Genomic DNA, 18049 nt, shown 5'->3' on the forward strand with positions numbered 1-18049 from the left:
AAGATAGTAAAAATCATCTATCGTAATATGAATGCCTTTTATAATTTTTTTGATTTAAAGAATACTATTATCTAGTTCCCCCAGCCCACCAAACTTTTTCTTTATATACATACGAACCATCTCCGTATAGATCTTTAATATTTGAATTTGAAGCAACATCAGATTGACCATAAGCAAATCTTTGTGGGAATAATTCAGGTTTTGGGTTTACCATAGGGATAAGGTCGCCATTACCCAATGCTTGTAAACGTCTAATATCATTATAACATTCAATGCCTTCGTTTTCGTAAAAAGAAATATGTTTTTCTACCATTATTTTTTTCAATAACGTATTACCAGTTAATGTTCCAATAGAAGCAATGTAGGTATCTGCCTGAGCATCTGTAAATATAATCTCTTGCTTTTTATTGTACGCAGCTTTTATGGCAGCATTCATAGTTGTTTGCGCTTCAGGAAGACTTAATCTGGCTTCAGCTTCGGCTTTCAGGAATAATAGTTCATGGTAGCTTAGTAGGTAAATTGGGTTTCTTTCATTCATAAGTGCTGAGATAGAATATAAGCCTTGTCCTTCTACATCTGCTTTTGAATTGTCAAAAGGAACAACTATTCCATCTTTTTTTGTAAAAAATGCAGTAGTACGGGCATCGGCTGGTCCATTAGCAACCATAATGTCGTAAAAACTTTTAGCAACACTTATAGCAGCTCTATCTAATTGGAATCTGGCATAAGGATTTGGAACGCTGCTATTTACAAGTTTTAATTCGTCATCAACATTAGTAAAAGAAGCACTTACATAATCAATTACACCTTGGTAATCAGCATTTCTAAGCGATAATCTCATAGTGTATCTTGCTAATAAACCATTTGCTGCTTTTATCCATTTTGCTGAATTTCCACCATAAATTACGTCCTGTTTTCCTAAACTTGCATAAGTTGTTGTTTTGTTTAGATTGGCAATACCTTCATTTAATCTTTTAAAGATGTCCAGATATATATATTCTTGCTTGTCAACTTTTGGTTGGAAAATTATCCCTGGTTTTCCTGCTTCCGTATAAGGGACATCTCCAAAAAGATCTGTAAGAACAGCTAAATTATAAGCTAATAAGATCTGAGCGATACCTAATGTTTGATAATTTCCTTGTTCATTTCCTGTCGAACATTTATCAATGATTATCCCTAATGCTTTTAGTTGTGAGTAGCTATTATCCCACCCATTGCTGTAAGTCGAAGATAATTGCGGTTCATTTCGTCTAACTTGTGCATCATACATTTGGTTATGATTTCCTGCATTTAATTCAGAGTAAATTCCTGCATAAAATGAATCATCAGCACCAGTTACAGTGAAAGCAGAATTTACCATTACATCAGTAATGATTAAGCGGGCAGCCATATCTGTAGGATTGTTCAAATTCTTATTTATGTCATCCATTTTGTCCTCAGAACAAGATTGGAATAAAAATAATGCGAGTAAAGCTGTTATTGTTATTTTTATATTCTTCATTTGATTTTTTTTTAATTAAAATTTAAAGTTCATCCCAAAACCAATGCTTTTAGTTTGTGGCATTGACCATTGTTCGAATCCACCAGAAAAATTATTATTTCCTTGTGTTGCTTCCGGATCAAGGTTTGGCATTTTAGACCATAACAAAATGTTTCTTGCAAAAACAGAAGCCCTAAGATCTACTGTGTTATTCAATAATTTAGGAAATTGATAGCCTAAACTAACTTCTCTTAATTTTACAAAACTTGCATCAAATACAGCTGACTCTGCTATACCATTTAAGGCTGCTTGTAGCTTCTGCTCTCCTACATCCCTTGTTCCGCCTATAATGATGTCATTAGGAGTTCCATCTTCTTTAACACCCGGGTATACAAATTCAGAAGTCCTGTCTGCCGTTCTTGCGTCTACACCATAATAGTTCATTAAGTTGTTTGATCCGCTGTACATTTTTCCTCCATTTTTCCAATCAACAACAGCTCCTAATGAAACTCTTTTGTATGTTAACTGAGTAGATCCTCCTAAAGTAAATTTAGGTGCAACTTCTCCTAACGCTTTTAATCCACCAGCCATAGGAAGACCGTTTTTGTCTACTATAATGTTGTTCTTGTCATCTCTGGCAAAGCTTGTACCATAAATAACCGGAAAACGATCTCCAACACTGGCTCTAAGCTGTGGTGTTGTAAATCCGCCTAAAAAGATATTGTCTACACCATCTGCTAACTTTTGGACATAAGAATCTATTTTTGAGAAGTTCACATTAAATGTCCAGTTAAAATCTGCTGTACGTATTGGATTAACAGTTAAAGTTAATTCGTGTACTTTGTTAAGCATTTCTCCGCCATTTGTTACAAGAGAACTCGCTCCGGTTGAACCTGCTAATGGAACGTTGAAAATTTGATCTTTTGATTTTTGTTCAGAGTAAGTATAATCAATTCCAACTCTGTTGTTGAAAAACTTTAAGTCTGCTCCTATTTCATACGATTTTGTATTTTGTGGTTTTAGATTCGAATCGTATTGAATACCGTAAGGAATAAACGAACTTACACCTCCCGATAATGGATAGCTTATAGGAGTTCCTGACCAAAATCCGCCTCTATAATCAGGAGCTGCATAATAGTTGCCAATGTAATCTCCTGCTTGTCCTACTTCAGCAATCGATCCTCTAAGTTTGGCATAAGAAAGAAAAGATTTTCCTTTTAACCCTTCTAATTCTGTTATCACAAAACCCAGAGAAGCCGATGGATAAACAAAATCTCTATTTCCTCGTGGCATAAATGATGCAATATCTTTGCGTATAGTGGCTCCCAGGAAAAGCATATTCTTATATGAAAACTCAACATTGCTAAAAAAACCAACAGTACGTTTTTGTCTTCGATATTCTTCAGCTGTTACTGTTCTTGCATTAGCAATTGTAGGCCATCCGCCAAAGTTGAAAGCAGTTCCAAGGTCATCATATTCTTTAGTGTTTTGATGATTGTATTCATTTCCAGCCAAAACATTTAAATTAAAATCGTCAGTAATATTTAAGTTATAGTTTATTGTCAATAGAGAGTTAATCACATCATTTGTTGTACCATAAAGATGGGCACTACTACTTTGTCCGGATAGATCAAGTTTATTTCCAAACTCAAAAATATCTCTATAATTGGTTGTCCATGAATCTACACCTGCCTGGTATTTAACGGTTAGTTTCTGATCACCGTTTTCACTTATAACAGGAGAATATTGAACATATCCATTTCCGTAAACACGATTCGTTTTTTCGCTAAACTCATTGTTTTTAGCTGCCCAATAAGGATTATTGAAAACGTTTGGTCTGAAATAAATTTGGTCATAAGGGTTTGTTGGAGATGCATAGCCGTTTCCTTTTAAGTCGTAACTCCTGGGGGCAGCAAACACACCTGCTATAGCAGCATCATTTGCAGCAGTACTCTTATCTATTTTAGTTTGCACATAGTTTACTGAGAAACCCGTTTTCCATTCATTATTTAATTTTGTGTCTACAACAGCTTTTACGGTATATCTGTTCATTCCTGTTTCAGGAATAATACCATCTTGTTTAGAATTTCCGATACCAAAAGAGTAATTCGTTTTTTCTGTTGCCTGAGCAATATTTAAGGAATTATTAATCGTAAATCCAGTATTGAAAAAATCATCAATATTATTATAAGCTTTTGGAGCAATCCATGGATCCAGACCGGCTTTTACTCTTTGGGGTACAAAATATTTACCCGGTCTTAGAACACCTCCATTATTTGCATTGGCAACATTTCCTCCGTAAACGGGGTCATTTGGCAATTCTGAAATTTTTGGTCCCCAATTCATTGAAGCATTTGGATTGAATATTCCATCAGAACCTTGTGCATATTCATTTTGGGTATCCGGTTTTTTTGAAATTGTTTCAAAACTTACAGAAGTATTAAAAGTAATAACAGGTTTACCGCTTTGAGCTAAGTTTTTTCCACTTTTTGTTGTAATTAAAATTACACCATTTGAAGCTCTTAGTCCATATAAAGCAGATGCAGCTTGTCCTTTCAAAATGTTTATTGACTCTATTTCGTTTGGATCAATATCCACAGCTCTATTAGCAACATCAGATCCGGTCACGCCATTACCTGTGCTAAAATCAGGCTGCGATGCTACGGGCATACCATCAATAACGTATAGAGGAGTATTGTTTCCGGTAAAAGAACGAGCACCACGAATTACAATTTGAGAAGAAGCTCCCGGAGCACCACTGGAAGAAGTGATTTGTACACCTGCTAACTTACCTTGTAAAGCACCAGAAAGACTATTGTTATTTGCTCTGGTAAGGTCTGCTGCCTTTACTTCCTGAGTAGCATATCCAAGGGCACGTGTGCTTTTCTTAACTCCTAATGCAGTTACTACAACACCTTCAAGTTCTACAGATTCATCTTTTAGTTTAATATTTACAACTGAAGAATTTGCAGTTACTTCCTGGGTTTTCATTCCGATATAACTAAATATTAAAATTTGTTTTGATTCTGCTTTGATAGAATATTTTCCATCTAAATCAGTCTGTGTTCCTGATTTTGTCCCTTTAACTAAAATACTTACTCCTGGTAAAGGAATTCCTGCATTATCTGAAACTGTTCCTGTAATTGCTTTTTCTTGCGCAAATGTTAATTGCAAAGCAAGTACAAAAAAAAGCACCATAAATCCTTTTAAGTTTTGTTTCATTATTTTGATTTTTTGATTTAAGGGTGCAACTTATCACAAAATAATAATTTTAACAAGAATTTTATTTTATTTAACAATATAAAATATAATAATTATATTACATAAATAAATATTTTGAAGAGAAACAAAAGAGAAGTTATTGATCTGAAGGCTTTTACCATTGATAATTGAAATTAGTTTTGTAAGAATAACTCTAAAATCAAAAAGCTTAAATAAAAACATAAAGACGTCATTATTTTATGGTTTCAGCATTTAGCAAAAATTATAAATTATTTAAAAGAGAATTATGATAATAAAAAAACCGTCTAAATCAAGTCTAGACGGTTTAATCCTTTTATCACTTTCTTCTAAAAGCTTACTAATTCAAAATAGTTAAAAATAAATATAAGGAGTCATTTTTGAAATTTTATATATCAATGAGGCTGTAATAAATCTGTAGCAAAAATACGACTTGATATAAGTTTTAATTTGGTACAATAAGTTCAAAAAGCAATAAAAAAAGCCAATAGTTTTACAACTATCGGCTTTTATTTTAAATACTAGAATTGCTATAAAATTACAAAGGAGTTTGCTCAATTAATGGATTTGCATCAATTTCTGCTTGCGGAACCTGAAATATAAATCTGTTATCTCCAACAGGAATATTCAGTTTTCCAAATGCAGGATGATTGGAGCCCGGATAATCTCTCGTAAGGGCAACGCCCAAACGTTTCATATCAAACCAGGCATATCCTTCTCCCCATAATTCAATTCTTTTTTGAAGAATAATTTCATTTATTAAGGCAGCACCACTATTTACAGATAGCACATAGGCCGGATCTCTTGTTATCGTAATATCATACAAGGCTTGTCTTGCTGCCGGCTCATTTCCTGCTTTGGCAAGGGCTTCTGCTTCAATATAATATAATGCAGCAGATCTTAAATAGATATAATCTCCTGAATCTATCGTTGGATCTCTAAATTTAATATTAGCATATTCAGGCAGTGCAGGATAAGTTGCATTTCCTCCCGGTGCTACAAAAGCAGTTTTTCTAAAATCTGTATTTGAGATACTATTGTAAAGATTTTTATCTATGTTTTTATAAACCTGCAAACCACCTGCATATCCGGAATCATTTGTATTATCAAAATGAGAAAAGAAACTGGCCACGAAAGTACTTTGTGCCGAAGTTATAGTTGCCCCCCACATTACATCCTTATTAAGTGAAAGATCGTAAAAACCATTTAACCATTCACTTTGTGTCAACAATGGATAATTTTGTCTTGCATCATGTGCCAGTGGAGCTGCTTGTGCATATTTTCCCATTTCAAGATAAACATCGGCTAAAAAAGCTTTTGCAACACTTTGGTTTACGGCGGCTGTGCCAGAAGAAGGAATACCATCTAATAAAGCAATAGATTCTAATAAGTCATGTTCTATAACGGCATAAACTTCGGTAACTTTTGCTCTAGGAGCGCCATCTAATGTTACTGCAGTATAAAGTGGTACAGAAAGTTCATCTTCATTTCCAATATATGTTGGTCCATATATACGTGCCAGCATAAAATAGAAATAGCCTCTTAAAGTTAAAGCTTCTCCTCTAATTTTTTTCAAATCATCAGTAATTGCCGCCTCAGCCGGAACTGCGGTTAATACAACATTTAGAGTTTTAATTTGTGGATAATAAACGCTCCATGCCAATCTGGATCTGGTGTTTGTTTGCTGTCTTCCTAAATAATTATAAAAAGAAGCATACCAGCTTGATTTGGTCATTAACATATCGTTTGACATCATATCTGTCGCTACAAGTATCGATTTGTGCCCATAATCTTCGTGGTTACCGGCTACAGACAAACCATAAGATCGAAGTGCAGAATAAACTCCATTTATAATTGCCGCATTTGCTGCCGCAGATGTAGCAAGCTGTTCATCGTTAATAGTTGATTCAGGTACTGTGTCAAGAAATTCTTTCTCACAACTTGTCGATATTAACAAGGATAAGGTAAGTATAATTATTTTTTTCATGTTTTTAGAAATTTACTGTTAAACCAAATGAAACTGTTCTCATTACCCCATAAACATTCAATGACTGTCCGTTATTCGTTCTTGAGCCCAGATTGTTTAGTCTTGGATCCATCCCTTTTCTTTCTGACCATAATGCTAAATTAGATCCCATTAAACTAAATTTTGTAGATTGAATTCCAAGATCCAAAAGTCTGCTGTTTTTAAAATCATAAGACAAGGAAATATCCTGAATACTTAAATAGTCGGATTTAATTAAGAAGTAATCTGAAGCAGACATTTGCAGGGTCGAAATATGATCAATTCTTGGAATATCAGAATTTGGATTATCAACAGACCATGCTTTTTCTACATCTTTATGATAATTTTGTCCAATATTGTCAGAGCCGGAATACATGGCAGTCTGATAAACTCCATCAAACATATATCCGCCAAACTGATACGCAAAACTTGCCTGAAAAGTTATGTTTTTATATCTAAATACAGTTCCAAATCCACCGTAAACGTCTGGATTTGCATCTTTATCACTTAAATATTGGGTTGAATTTCCATAAACATTTGTTGTAGTTCTGCCCGTTACGTTTCCTGAAGCATCTTTTACATCCATATACCACAATGCATCTCCATTTGTTTTATCAACGCCGGCAAATTCTCTTAAATAATAGGCATACGCAGGAGCACCAACTTCAAAACGGAATATTCCATTTGTAAAAGGCTTTGGCAATGCTGTTATTTCATTTTTGTAATGTGTTCCATTTACCCAAATATTAAAATCGATGTCTTCCGTTTTAATGGCATCAATTCCTAAGTTTACCTCTACACCTTTGTTATTCATGTCACCAATATTCTCTGTAACAAAAGAAACTCCGGTTGATGGTGAATTTGGTCGGTTGTAGATCAGATCACTTACTTTTCGTTCAAAATATTCTGCTTCGATATTAACTCTGTTGAATAATTCAATTTCAAAACCAACATTCATATTTTGCGATTTCTCCCATTTAATATCTCTATTTCCCTGATATACGGTAAGAACACTTGCGTTTCCGTCAGCATCAGGTACTATTTCATATTGCGTTTGATAGGCATAGTAATTTCTTGCGCTTCCAAAATAAGAACGATGGCTTATTTGCGATGTTGCAGGATAGAATATATTATCATTTCCTTGTTCACCGTAACTTCCTTTAATTCTTAAATCAGTAATTACTTTAGATTTAGGAAAGAAAGATTCTTTTAAAATAGACCATGCGGCTCCAAAACCGTAGAAATTACCCCATCTGTTTTCAGGTGCAAATACAGATGAACCATCTCTTCTAAAACTACCATTAATAAAATATTTCTCTTTGTAATTGTAGTTTAATCTTGAGAAATAACCTTCGACTTTATATAAATCATTGTATCCGTCTACATATACATATTTAGTTGCATTACTCAAAATAGGCAAGTTTGGAATAACGGCTCCTGATTTTTGACCCGCAAGCATTTTTGATTTATAGTCTGATGATTCATGACCAACAAGAATATCAAGTGTGTGGCTTCCAAAGGTTTTTTTCCAGGACAAAAGCTGTTGGTTTGTTATGGTATAATCGTTTGATGTTGCTGTAGAATTTCTACCATTTACGCCCATATCATCTCCACCTTCTCCGGTTGTTGTGTTTAAATAATATCCTGCCAATAAATCATATCCAAGATTATATCTAAAATTAAAATCTTTTAAGAAATCAACAGAAACATATCCTCTTGCTCCAAACTTATTTTCTTCATTTAAATTGGTGTTTAACAAAGTCGTTGCATAAGGATTTAGATTTCCTCCATAAGGGCGAACTCCTGTTTTATTAAACTCATATGCCGGAGCGCCATCCTGGTAAATTATATTTCCATTCGCATCTCTTTGCCAGATGGTATATATTGGTGCAATATTTCTTGCCCAGCTAAATAAATTACTATACGTAGCAGATCCTACCTGAGAAATTGGTGCATTTTGATCTGTATTGGCAAAGTTTATATTTGCTCCAACTTTTATTTTTGTGTTCACGTTATAATCTACATTTGCTCGAACGGTTGCACGCTTAAAATTTGAATTTATGGTGTAACCATTATCTTTAAGATAACCTACAGATAAATACGAACTAAGATTTTCTGTACTTGCTGATAAACTTAAAAAATGTTCCGTTCTGGTAGCGTCTCTAAACAATTCTTTAGACCAGTCATCATGATATAATAATTTGGCATTTGGATTAAGTTGTCCCGTAGTTGGGTTTATAACCTGATCATCCGGCACATTATAATTGTTATATCCTAACGAATACGTGTCACCCGTAATTAAGGTTTGTGCTGCTATGTTTGATGCATCAGTATTACTTTCTCCATCATAAATTAATCCGTTTCTTATTCTGTTGTAAACGACTTTATAATATTCTCCCGGATCAGTAATCATATCATATTCAGGAACCGCTCTTGAGTTTACCCCTATTTTAGTTTCATAAGTTACTTTTAGCTGTCCTTTTTTTCCTTTTTTAGTAGTTACAATAATAACCCCGTTTGCTCCTCTGCTTCCATACAATGCATTTGATGACGCATCTTTAAGAAAACTTATAGATTCAATATCCTGAGTTGCTATAGCGTTTATGTCTCCATTATAAGGAAAACCATCAACAACATACAAAGGTGCATTTGATGATGAAATAGATCCAATACCTCTAAATCGTACTTGGGGAGGATCTCCCGGTTGTCCTGAATTAGCACTAATTTGTACACCCGCAACTTTACCTGTTAAAGATTGAATGGCATTTGAAGCCTGAGTATTTTCTAATGCTTTGGCATCAATTTTAGTAACGGCACCGGTAATCTCAGATTTTTTTTGAGTACCAAAAGCAACTACAACAACGCCTTCAAGTTCTAGAGCATCTCCAACTAATTTTGCATTAACAATGGTCGATGATGCAGGTTCTTCATTTGCTTTCATACCAATGTAGGTAAATAGCAAAATTTGATCTGGTGAAGCTTTTATCGAGTACTTCCCATCAAAATCAGTTTGTGTTGCATTTTTTGTTCCTTTAACTGATACGGTAACACCCGGAATTGGCATTCCGGTGTTATCAGAAACAATTCCTGAAACAGTTCTTTCTTGTGAAAATGCTACTTGAGATAGCATTAAAAGAAATATTACAAATCCTTTTAATTTTTGTTTCATTACTATTATTGTTTAAGGTTATTCATGCAAATTATTAAAAAATAACAATTTTAACAATATTTTTGTAGTGTTTAACAATTTAAAACGATGAATTTACTTGCTTTATTACGAAAAAGTAATTGTGTTAACATAACTTATTCACGAAGATTTGAAGATATTCGCTATTTCTAAAACACAAAAAAACCGTCTAAAATCCCAGTTTCAGACGGTTTCATCTTTTATTCTCACTAAAAGCTTACTAATTCAAAATAGATAAAAATAAAAAATAAGTTCCCTTAAATAGAACCATTTAGTCATATAGTAAATTTACTACTAAAAATACAAGTATCCAAAATTAAACAACTAATTAACAGTATTTTACAATTTTATATTAATTTAAAAAACGGGAATTTAAATCATAAAAAAAGCCGAAAGTCTGAAAACTATCGGCTTTTAATTGTAAACATTATTTTTTGTTACATTCTCTCCGGAACTTCAATTCCTAATAACGTAAATGCAGCTTTAATTACTTCGGCTACTTTTTGAGAAAGCTGTACTCTGAATATCTTTTTTGTTAAATCAGTTTCTCCTAAAATATGAACAGACTGATAGAATGAATTGTATTCTTTTACCAAATCATAGGTATAATTCGCAATTAAAGCCGGGCTATGATTTTGTGCTGCATTTTGAATTACTTCGGGAAAAAGTTCGATTTGTTTTACCAGTTCTTTTTCTTTTTCGTGAAGCACTTCGATATTGGTTTTGGCAGAAAAATCAAAATCGGCTTTACGAATAATCGATTGAATTCTCGCGTATGTATATTGTATAAACGGACCTGTATTTCCGGCAAAATCAACAGATTCTTCAGGATTAAACAAAATTCGTTTTTTTGGATCTACTTTTAGAATGTAATATTTTAAAGCGCCAAGACCAATTGTTTTGTACAATTTCGCTTTTTCTTCGGCAGAATAACTATCCAATTTCCCTAAATCTTCAGAAATTTGTTTGGCTGTATCTGTCATATCCTGCATCAAATCATCGGCATCAACAACAGTTCCTTCACGGCTTTTCATTTTTCCCGACGGTAAATCAACCATTCCGTATGACAAATGATAAAGACTGGAAGCCCAGTCAAAACCAAGTTTTTTCAGGATCAAGAATAATACTTTAAAATGATAATCCTGCTCATTTCCAACTGTATAAACCATTCCGCCAACATCCGGCATATCTTTTACACGCTGAATTGCAGTTCCAATATCCTGAGTCATATAAACCGCAGTTCCATCAGAACGCAAAACGATTTTACGATCTAAACCTTCATCTGTTAAGTCTATCCAAACTGAACCATCAGGATCTTTTTCGAAAACTCCTTTATCAAGACCAACCTGAACAACATCTTTCCCTAATAAATACGTATTGCTTTCGTAATAATATTTATCAAAATTAACTCCAAGATTGGTATAAGTTGTGGCAAAACCATCATAAACCCATTCGTTCATTTTTTTCCAAAGAGCAATTACCTTTTCATCGCCAGCTTCCCATTTTTTAAGCATTTCCTGCGCTTCAACAATAATTGGCGCTTGCTTTTTAGCCTCTTCTTCTGTTTTTCCGGTTTCAATTAATTGGTTGATTTCGCCTTTGTAAGCTTTATCAAACTCAACATAATATTTACCAACTAATTTATCACCTTTTAAATTTGAACTTTCCGGAGTTTCTCCTTTTCCAAATTTCTCCCAGGCTAACATTGATTTACAAATATGAATTCCGCGATCATTAATGATTTGCGTTTTGTATACTTTTTTACCTGAAGCTTTAATAATTTCAGCAACAGAATATCCTAACAAGTTATTACGAACGTGACCTAAATGCAAAGGTTTATTGGTGTTTGGCGACGAATATTCGACCATAATAGCTTTATCATCACTATTTGGAGCAACATATCCAAACTTATTATTGTCTTTTATTTCATTAAAGAAATTCAAATAATAACTATCTCCAATTACAATATTCAAAAAGCCCGAAACTACATTAAAGCGTGCTACTTCGTCAACATTATCAACCAGATAATTTCCAATTTTATTTCCTAATTCGGCAGGATTGCTTTTAATCACTTTTAGTAAAGGAAAAATTACCATCGTAATATCGCCTTCAAACTCTTTTCGGGTAGTTTGAAATTCGATTTTATCAACAGTAACATCAAATAATGCTTGTATTGCTTTTTGTATAGAAGGTGTAAGAATTTGTGATAATGACATGTAAACTTATTTTTAAAGTGAGCAAAGATACTGCTTATTCATCAATTACAGAAAACGAAAAACATATAAAATAATATAAAACAGTTCGAATTTCTCAAAGAACAAACTGTTTTAATTGTTAAAATTATCAAAAAATTAAAATGCTAATCTCTTATAAAACAGTACGACTACAAAAAATTATTTTTTTTACTAAATATTTCTTGTAACAAATCTATGTTAAAATAGTCTTATAGGAAATTTAAATTCATCCATTGAAAAAATATTACACAAAAAAGATCACCATCAATCAATCAAATAATCATTACCAAACTATGAAATTAAAATTCTTTCTGTTTGTATTACTGGGTGTAATATCAACAGCACAAGCCCAAAATTCTGGAATCATTTCCGGAAAAATTGTAGAAAAAGCAAACAGCGCACCAATATCGTATGCAACAGTTTCGATTAAAGACAACGGAAAAGTAGTATCTGGTGTAAACACAGATGATAATGGAGATTTCACAATTAAAAATTTAGCTTTAAAAAGTTATACGATCGAAATTCAATACATTGGATTTAGAAAATATATTGGTTCTGTTATTTTAAGTGATAACAAAAAAACAGCAACAATTAACGTTTCTCTTGAAGAAGAAGCAACGCAGCTAAAAGGTGTAAATATTGTTAGTGAACGATCAACAATAGAACAAAAAATTGACCGAAAAGTAATTACCGTTGGAAAAGATTTGACTACTGCCGGAGCTTCTGCATCTGATATTATGAACAATATTCCATCAGTAAACGTAGATCAGGACGGAAAACTTTCTCTTCGTGGAAACGATAATGTTCGTGTATTAATTGACGGAAGACCATCTAATATTGATCCGGCTCAATTGTTAAAACAAATTCCATCGACTTCAATCAAAAAAATTGAGTTAATCACCAATCCAAGTGCAAAATACAATCCGGAAGGAATGTCAGGAATCATCAATATTATTCTTCATAAAAATGCTAATACAGGATTTAACGGAAGTTATAGCGGAGGAATCACTTTTGGTCAAACGGCTAAATACAATCAGTCTTTAGATTTAAACTACAAAACCGGAAAAGTGAATTTCTTTGGAAATGTGGGGCAAAACTTTGGTACTTATTACAATGATGGATTTATCAGAAGAATGGATCAGGATATTGTTCAAAAAATTGATGTTATAAACGATAATGATTCCTACTTGTATAAAATTGGAATGGATTATTTAATCGACGATCATAATACATTGTCGTTTTATACGAATCAAAATAAATCAGACGGTAAAGGATATGTAGATACTGATATTGATTACAATAACGTATCAAATTCTAATATCTCAAATATCTTTCAAAAATCAAAATATACAGGTCCGGATCAGGTTGGAACTTATAATTTAGCGTACAAACATATCTTTAAAAAAGAAGGACATACCTTAGATTTTGAAGGGAATTACAGCGATAATAAAGAAACTCAATATGCTTCTTTTGATACTAAAACAACAAATCTTGACAATACTGTAAACAGCATTATTTATGATGATTACATAAAAGGTACTCGAAAATTGAGCACTTTGAATATTGATTATGTAAATCCGTTAAACGAGAAAACGACTCTTGAAGCGGGTGCAGAAGCCAGAATTACCAGAACAGGTAATGATTATATTACAGGAAATCCGCTTGCAGCACTACCGGTTTCTAATTATACTTATGATACGGATATCTATTCTGCTTATGTAACTTTTGGTCAGAAATTTAAAAAATTAAGCTACCAATTAGGTGCTCGTTTTGAAAGTTATAAAGTAGCTGCAAATTTAAATCACGGTCTTGAAAAATTTGATGATGATTATATTACGTTATATCCATCGGCTTATTTAACATATAATCTGAATGAGAAAAACACTTTCCAACTAAGTTACAGCCGTCGTGTTGACCGTCCAAGTTTAGAACAGACAAAACCTATTCGTGAGTTTTCGACTCCGTTAGTAACGTCATTAGGAAATCCTGAATTAAGACCTCAGTTTACAAACTCTGTTGAAGTAAATTATACTAAAACGCTTGAAAAAGGAAGTTTTACTGCTGGTGTTTTTGTTAGAAGTATCAATGATCAAATTAGCCGAATTTTATATCCGGACGATTCAGAGCCTAACAGCAACAAGCAAATTATGACTTTTACGAACTACGATCACAATACAGCTTACGGTTTTGAAGTTTCTTTGAATTACAAAATCACAAAATGGTGGGATATCCAACCGTCTATTGATTTCTCAAGCATCAACCAACGAGGAGTTGTGTTTTTATATGAAAATGGTGTAAGCGTACCAAAGGAACGACCAGTTACTGTGGCAGCATTTAATGGTCGTATGAATTCGAACTTTAAAGTAAACAAACGTTTAAGCTTTTTATTATTCGGTTTTTACAGAGGCGCAGTTGATGGAGTGCAAAATAATAGCCATGAAATGTACAAAATGGACATAGGTTCGCGTTATACATTATTAGACAACAAAATGAACATTAGTTTACGTTTTAATGATGTCTTTAATACTATGAAATATGCTTTTGACACAATGTATCCTTATCCTCAGGCAGGACAGTTTAAATGGGAAAGTCAAACTGTTTATTTAGGATTAACATACAACTTTGGAGGTGCAACAATTAAAAACCTGCAACGTAAACAAAGAGAAGATAACACTAATAAAGGTGGTGGTGGAATGTTTTAATCCCGCTTTTAGTAGTAGATTTTAATAGTTCTTGTAGAAAAGAAAAGCCTGGAGTATGCCAACTCCAGGCTTTTCTTATTTTAAGAATCAGTTTATAAAAAATTCTTCAATTCTTTTATTTCTTCCGGATTTGCTGTTTCCGTTTTATCTGTAATTGCTGATGAATGAAAAAATGTAGGTTCTAATTTTTCCTGAAGCAATTCAATATTTGAAGATCGTAATCCGCCGCCGGGCATAATTTCGATTCTGTCTTTGGCTAATTTTTGAATGTTTTCTAAAGTAAAAATTCCTTCTTCCACATTTATTCCCTGTCCAGAAGTTAAAATGGTTTTAAAACCACAATCAATTATATCCTCAAGAGATTCTTCTACATTTGCCACAACATCAAAAGCGCGATGAAATGTACAGGAAAGAGGATGCGCCAAATGCACTAATTCTTTATTTTGTCTTTTGTTGACATGACCGTTCTTTTTTAAAATTCCAAAAACAAAACCATCAACTCCCAGTTTTTTATACTGTTTAATATCCTGTTTCATTTCTGTAAGTTCTTCATCCGAATAAACAAAATTTCCACCGCGAGGTCTTATGATCACATGCATTTTAATAGTAAGCATTTCGCGAACTTTCACCACTAAAATCGAATTTGGTGTTGTTCCTCCAAGCTGCATATTCTCGCACAATTCAATTCGGTCAGCCCCATTTTCCTGAGCTATCAATGCCGATTCGTAATTAAAACACGCTATTTCAAGTTGATTTTTTTTCATTTTATTTTAAAAATATTCCTTAAAGTTGGTCATTGCGAGGAACGAAGCAACCATACTACTATTTACAAACTCTGCAAATGCGATTGCTTCGTTCCTCGCAATGACAAAATTACATAACAAAACCATAAACTATAAAAAAACCTGCTCTAAAAAGAGCAGGTTTTAAATATTAATTCATGACAAATTAGATTACCATTTAATAATAGCACTTGCCCATGTAAATCCACTACCAAAAGCAGCCAGAACAACTGTGTCTCCAGATTTAATTTTTCCTTGTTCCCAGGCTTCTGTTAAAGCAATTGGAATAGAGGCTGCAGTTGTGTTTCCGTATTTCTGGATATTATTATGCACCTGATCATCAGTCAGCTTAAATTTATTTTGAATGAATTGTGAAATTCTCAAATTTGCCTGATGCGGAATCAACATATCAATATCTGAAACCTGTAAACCATTTGCTTCTAAACCTTCGTTAATTACCTCAGCAAAACGAACTACTGCATTTTTAAATACGAATTGTCCGTTCATGTATGGATAATAACTCTCATCATTTGGATCATTATCTGCAATAATATCCGTTACCCAGCGTGCTCCCATTCCCGGTGCCTGCAAAGCAAGCTCTTCTGCATGCTGTCCTTCTGAATGTAAATGAGTTGATAAAATTCCTTTGGTTAAATCTTCTTCACGGCTTAAAACAGCCGCTCCTGCTCCATCTCCAAAAATTACCGAAACACCACGTCCGCGGGTTGTCATATCCAATCCAGTTGAATGCACTTCAGAACCAATCACCAAAATATTTTTATACATTCCGGTTTTAATATATTGATCTGCCACAGAAATCGCGTAAACAAATCCTGAACATTGATTTCTAACATCTAATGCTCCTACCGTTCTTAAACCTAAATCACGCTGCACTAAAACTCCCGGTCCCGGAAAATAGTAATCCGGACTTAATGTCGCAAAAACCACAAAATCAATATCTTCTTTGGCTACGCCAGAACGTTCTATTGCAATTTTAGCAGCTTTAACTCCCATTGTAGTTGTAGAATCTTCTCCACGAATGATATGTCTGCGCTCCTGAATTCCGGTTCTCTCCTGAATCCATTCATCATTTGTCTCCATTATTTTAGACAAATCTTCGTTCGTTACAACATTAGAAGGAACATAATATCCTAAGCCCGCTATTTTTGAATGATACATATTCTTTTATTATTTGTTAAAAATTTGGATTGCAAATTTAAGTATACTTTAAAACATAAGCGTACAAATTACTATTTTTTTCGTTATTAGCAATTTAATATCGTTTAATTATAAAGTCGATAATATAATTTTATTGAAGGAAAAGCAGATTTTAAGACAAAAACACAACAATAAACTAAAAAGCCACAAACATATTCTATTGTTTATGGCTTTTGTTTTCTTATAAATAATTTAAAGCTAAAAAAACATTTTCTTCAAGCGGTAAATCAATTTCACTTTCAAAAAATATTAATTGTCGTTTGTAAACGGATTCTATTAAATAATGGTTTCCTCTAAAATAAGTTCTTCTAATTTTTACCGGCAAATTAGATTCGGCAACCATTTTAAACTGATGTGGATATACTAATGTTTTATGTGTTTCATCCTCATAAGAAACCAATAAATGTGTAGCAACTTCGTTTACTTCGCCAAAAAGCGAAGCCACATATTTAGTTTCAGGATTCTCGTAAATTTTTGTTGGATTATCTTTTATGATAACTTCTCCGTTTCGCATTACAATCGCTTCATCTGCAAATGACAAAGCATCTGTACTGTCATGCGTAGCAATAATAACAGTAATTCCTTTTTGTTTCAGGTATCGGAATAAATTTCTTCGTAAAGCATTTTTACGAAAAGCGTCGATCTGGCTAAATGGTTCATCAAGCAAAATAACTTCTGGTTCTAAAGCCAAAACGCGCACCAAAGCTACTCTTTGTTGTTGTCCTCCACTTAAAAACTTTGCCTTTACGTTAGAAAACTGATCCATTTCGACCATTTCTAATAATTCCTGAACTCGAAGTTTTTTCATGTTTGCAAAACCATTCGAAAGAAACTTTCCAACATTCTCTGCCACGGTTTCAAATGGAGATAAATCAAAATCCTGCGCCAGATATTTCATATAAGGCATTCCGGGAATCAAATTGTGTTTTGGTCCTAAAACCGGAGTTCCGTTATAAAAAATTTCACCTTCATCAAGATCGTATAAACCATACATGAGTTTAAGCAGTGTACTTTTTCCGCAGCCACTTTCGCCAATAATAGCAATATTCTGACCTTTTTCTATGGTAAAAGAAACGTTATTAATAACCGATTTATCAGTATACGAAAAAGAAATATTTTTTATGTCGAGCATGAGTTATAATTGAGAGAGCAAATTTACAATGTTTAATTTCTAAAGTCAAAAAAAAAGCTGCTTCAATTG

Annotated in this window: 9 protein-coding genes; 1 reads left to right on the forward strand and 8 read right to left on the reverse strand. The window is 33.2% G+C overall.

What is annotated here, in order from left to right; all coding sequences use genetic code 11:
- Nucleotides 1-67: 67 nt before the first annotated feature.
- The 5 genes from OLM54_RS12690 to argS all read right to left on the reverse strand — a co-directional run bounded on the left by OLM54_RS12690 (nt 68) and on the right by argS (nt 12128).
- Nucleotides 68-1501, reverse strand: coding sequence for a SusD/RagB family nutrient-binding outer membrane lipoprotein (locus OLM54_RS12690; protein ID WP_264534987.1), 1434 nt, complete (start codon nt 1499-1501; stop codon nt 68-70).
- Between the two features lie 15 nt (nt 1502-1516).
- Nucleotides 1517-4702: a SusC/RagA family TonB-linked outer membrane protein gene (locus OLM54_RS12695; RefSeq protein ID WP_264534988.1), complete on the reverse strand. Its 3186-nt coding sequence runs from the start codon at nt 4700-4702 to the stop codon at nt 1517-1519.
- A gap of 556 nt (nt 4703-5258) precedes the next feature.
- A complete protein-coding gene (locus tag OLM54_RS12700) occupies nt 5259-6707 on the reverse strand; it encodes a RagB/SusD family nutrient uptake outer membrane protein (RefSeq protein WP_264534989.1) in 1449 nt (482 codons plus the stop codon).
- Between the two features lie 4 nt (nt 6708-6711).
- Nucleotides 6712-9894 (reverse strand): SusC/RagA family TonB-linked outer membrane protein, encoded by a 3183-nt coding sequence (locus tag OLM54_RS12705; RefSeq protein ID WP_264534990.1) that lies wholly within the window; start codon nt 9892-9894, stop codon nt 6712-6714.
- 455 nt (nt 9895-10349) lie between these two features.
- A complete protein-coding gene (argS, locus tag OLM54_RS12710) occupies nt 10350-12128 on the reverse strand; it encodes an arginine--tRNA ligase (protein ID WP_264534991.1) in 1779 nt (592 codons plus the stop codon).
- A 311-nt stretch (nt 12129-12439) separates the two neighbouring features.
- Here argS and OLM54_RS12715 point away from each other — a divergent pair, with 311 nt between their 5' ends.
- Nucleotides 12440-14848, forward strand: a complete 2409-nt coding sequence (locus tag OLM54_RS12715) for a TonB-dependent receptor domain-containing protein (protein ID WP_264534992.1) — start codon at nt 12440-12442, stop codon at nt 14846-14848.
- A gap of 92 nt (nt 14849-14940) precedes the next feature.
- Here OLM54_RS12715 and OLM54_RS12720 read toward each other — a convergent pair whose 3' ends face one another.
- The 3 genes from OLM54_RS12720 to OLM54_RS12730 all read right to left on the reverse strand — a co-directional run bounded on the left by OLM54_RS12720 (nt 14941) and on the right by OLM54_RS12730 (nt 17980).
- Nucleotides 14941-15612 (reverse strand): copper homeostasis protein CutC, encoded by a 672-nt coding sequence (locus OLM54_RS12720; RefSeq protein ID WP_264534993.1) that lies wholly within the window; start codon nt 15610-15612, stop codon nt 14941-14943.
- Between the two features lie 189 nt (nt 15613-15801).
- Nucleotides 15802-16809, reverse strand: a complete 1008-nt coding sequence (locus OLM54_RS12725) for a 3-oxoacyl-ACP synthase III family protein (protein WP_264534994.1) — start codon at nt 16807-16809, stop codon at nt 15802-15804.
- A 220-nt stretch (nt 16810-17029) separates the two neighbouring features.
- A complete protein-coding gene (locus tag OLM54_RS12730; RefSeq protein WP_264534995.1) occupies nt 17030-17980 on the reverse strand; it encodes an ABC transporter ATP-binding protein in 951 nt (316 codons plus the stop codon).
- Between the last annotated feature and the right edge of the window lie 69 nt (nt 17981-18049).

The sequence above is a fragment of the Flavobacterium sp. N1736 genome (assembly GCF_025947065.1).
In the GTDB taxonomy this organism is placed as follows: domain Bacteria; phylum Bacteroidota; class Bacteroidia; order Flavobacteriales; family Flavobacteriaceae; genus Flavobacterium.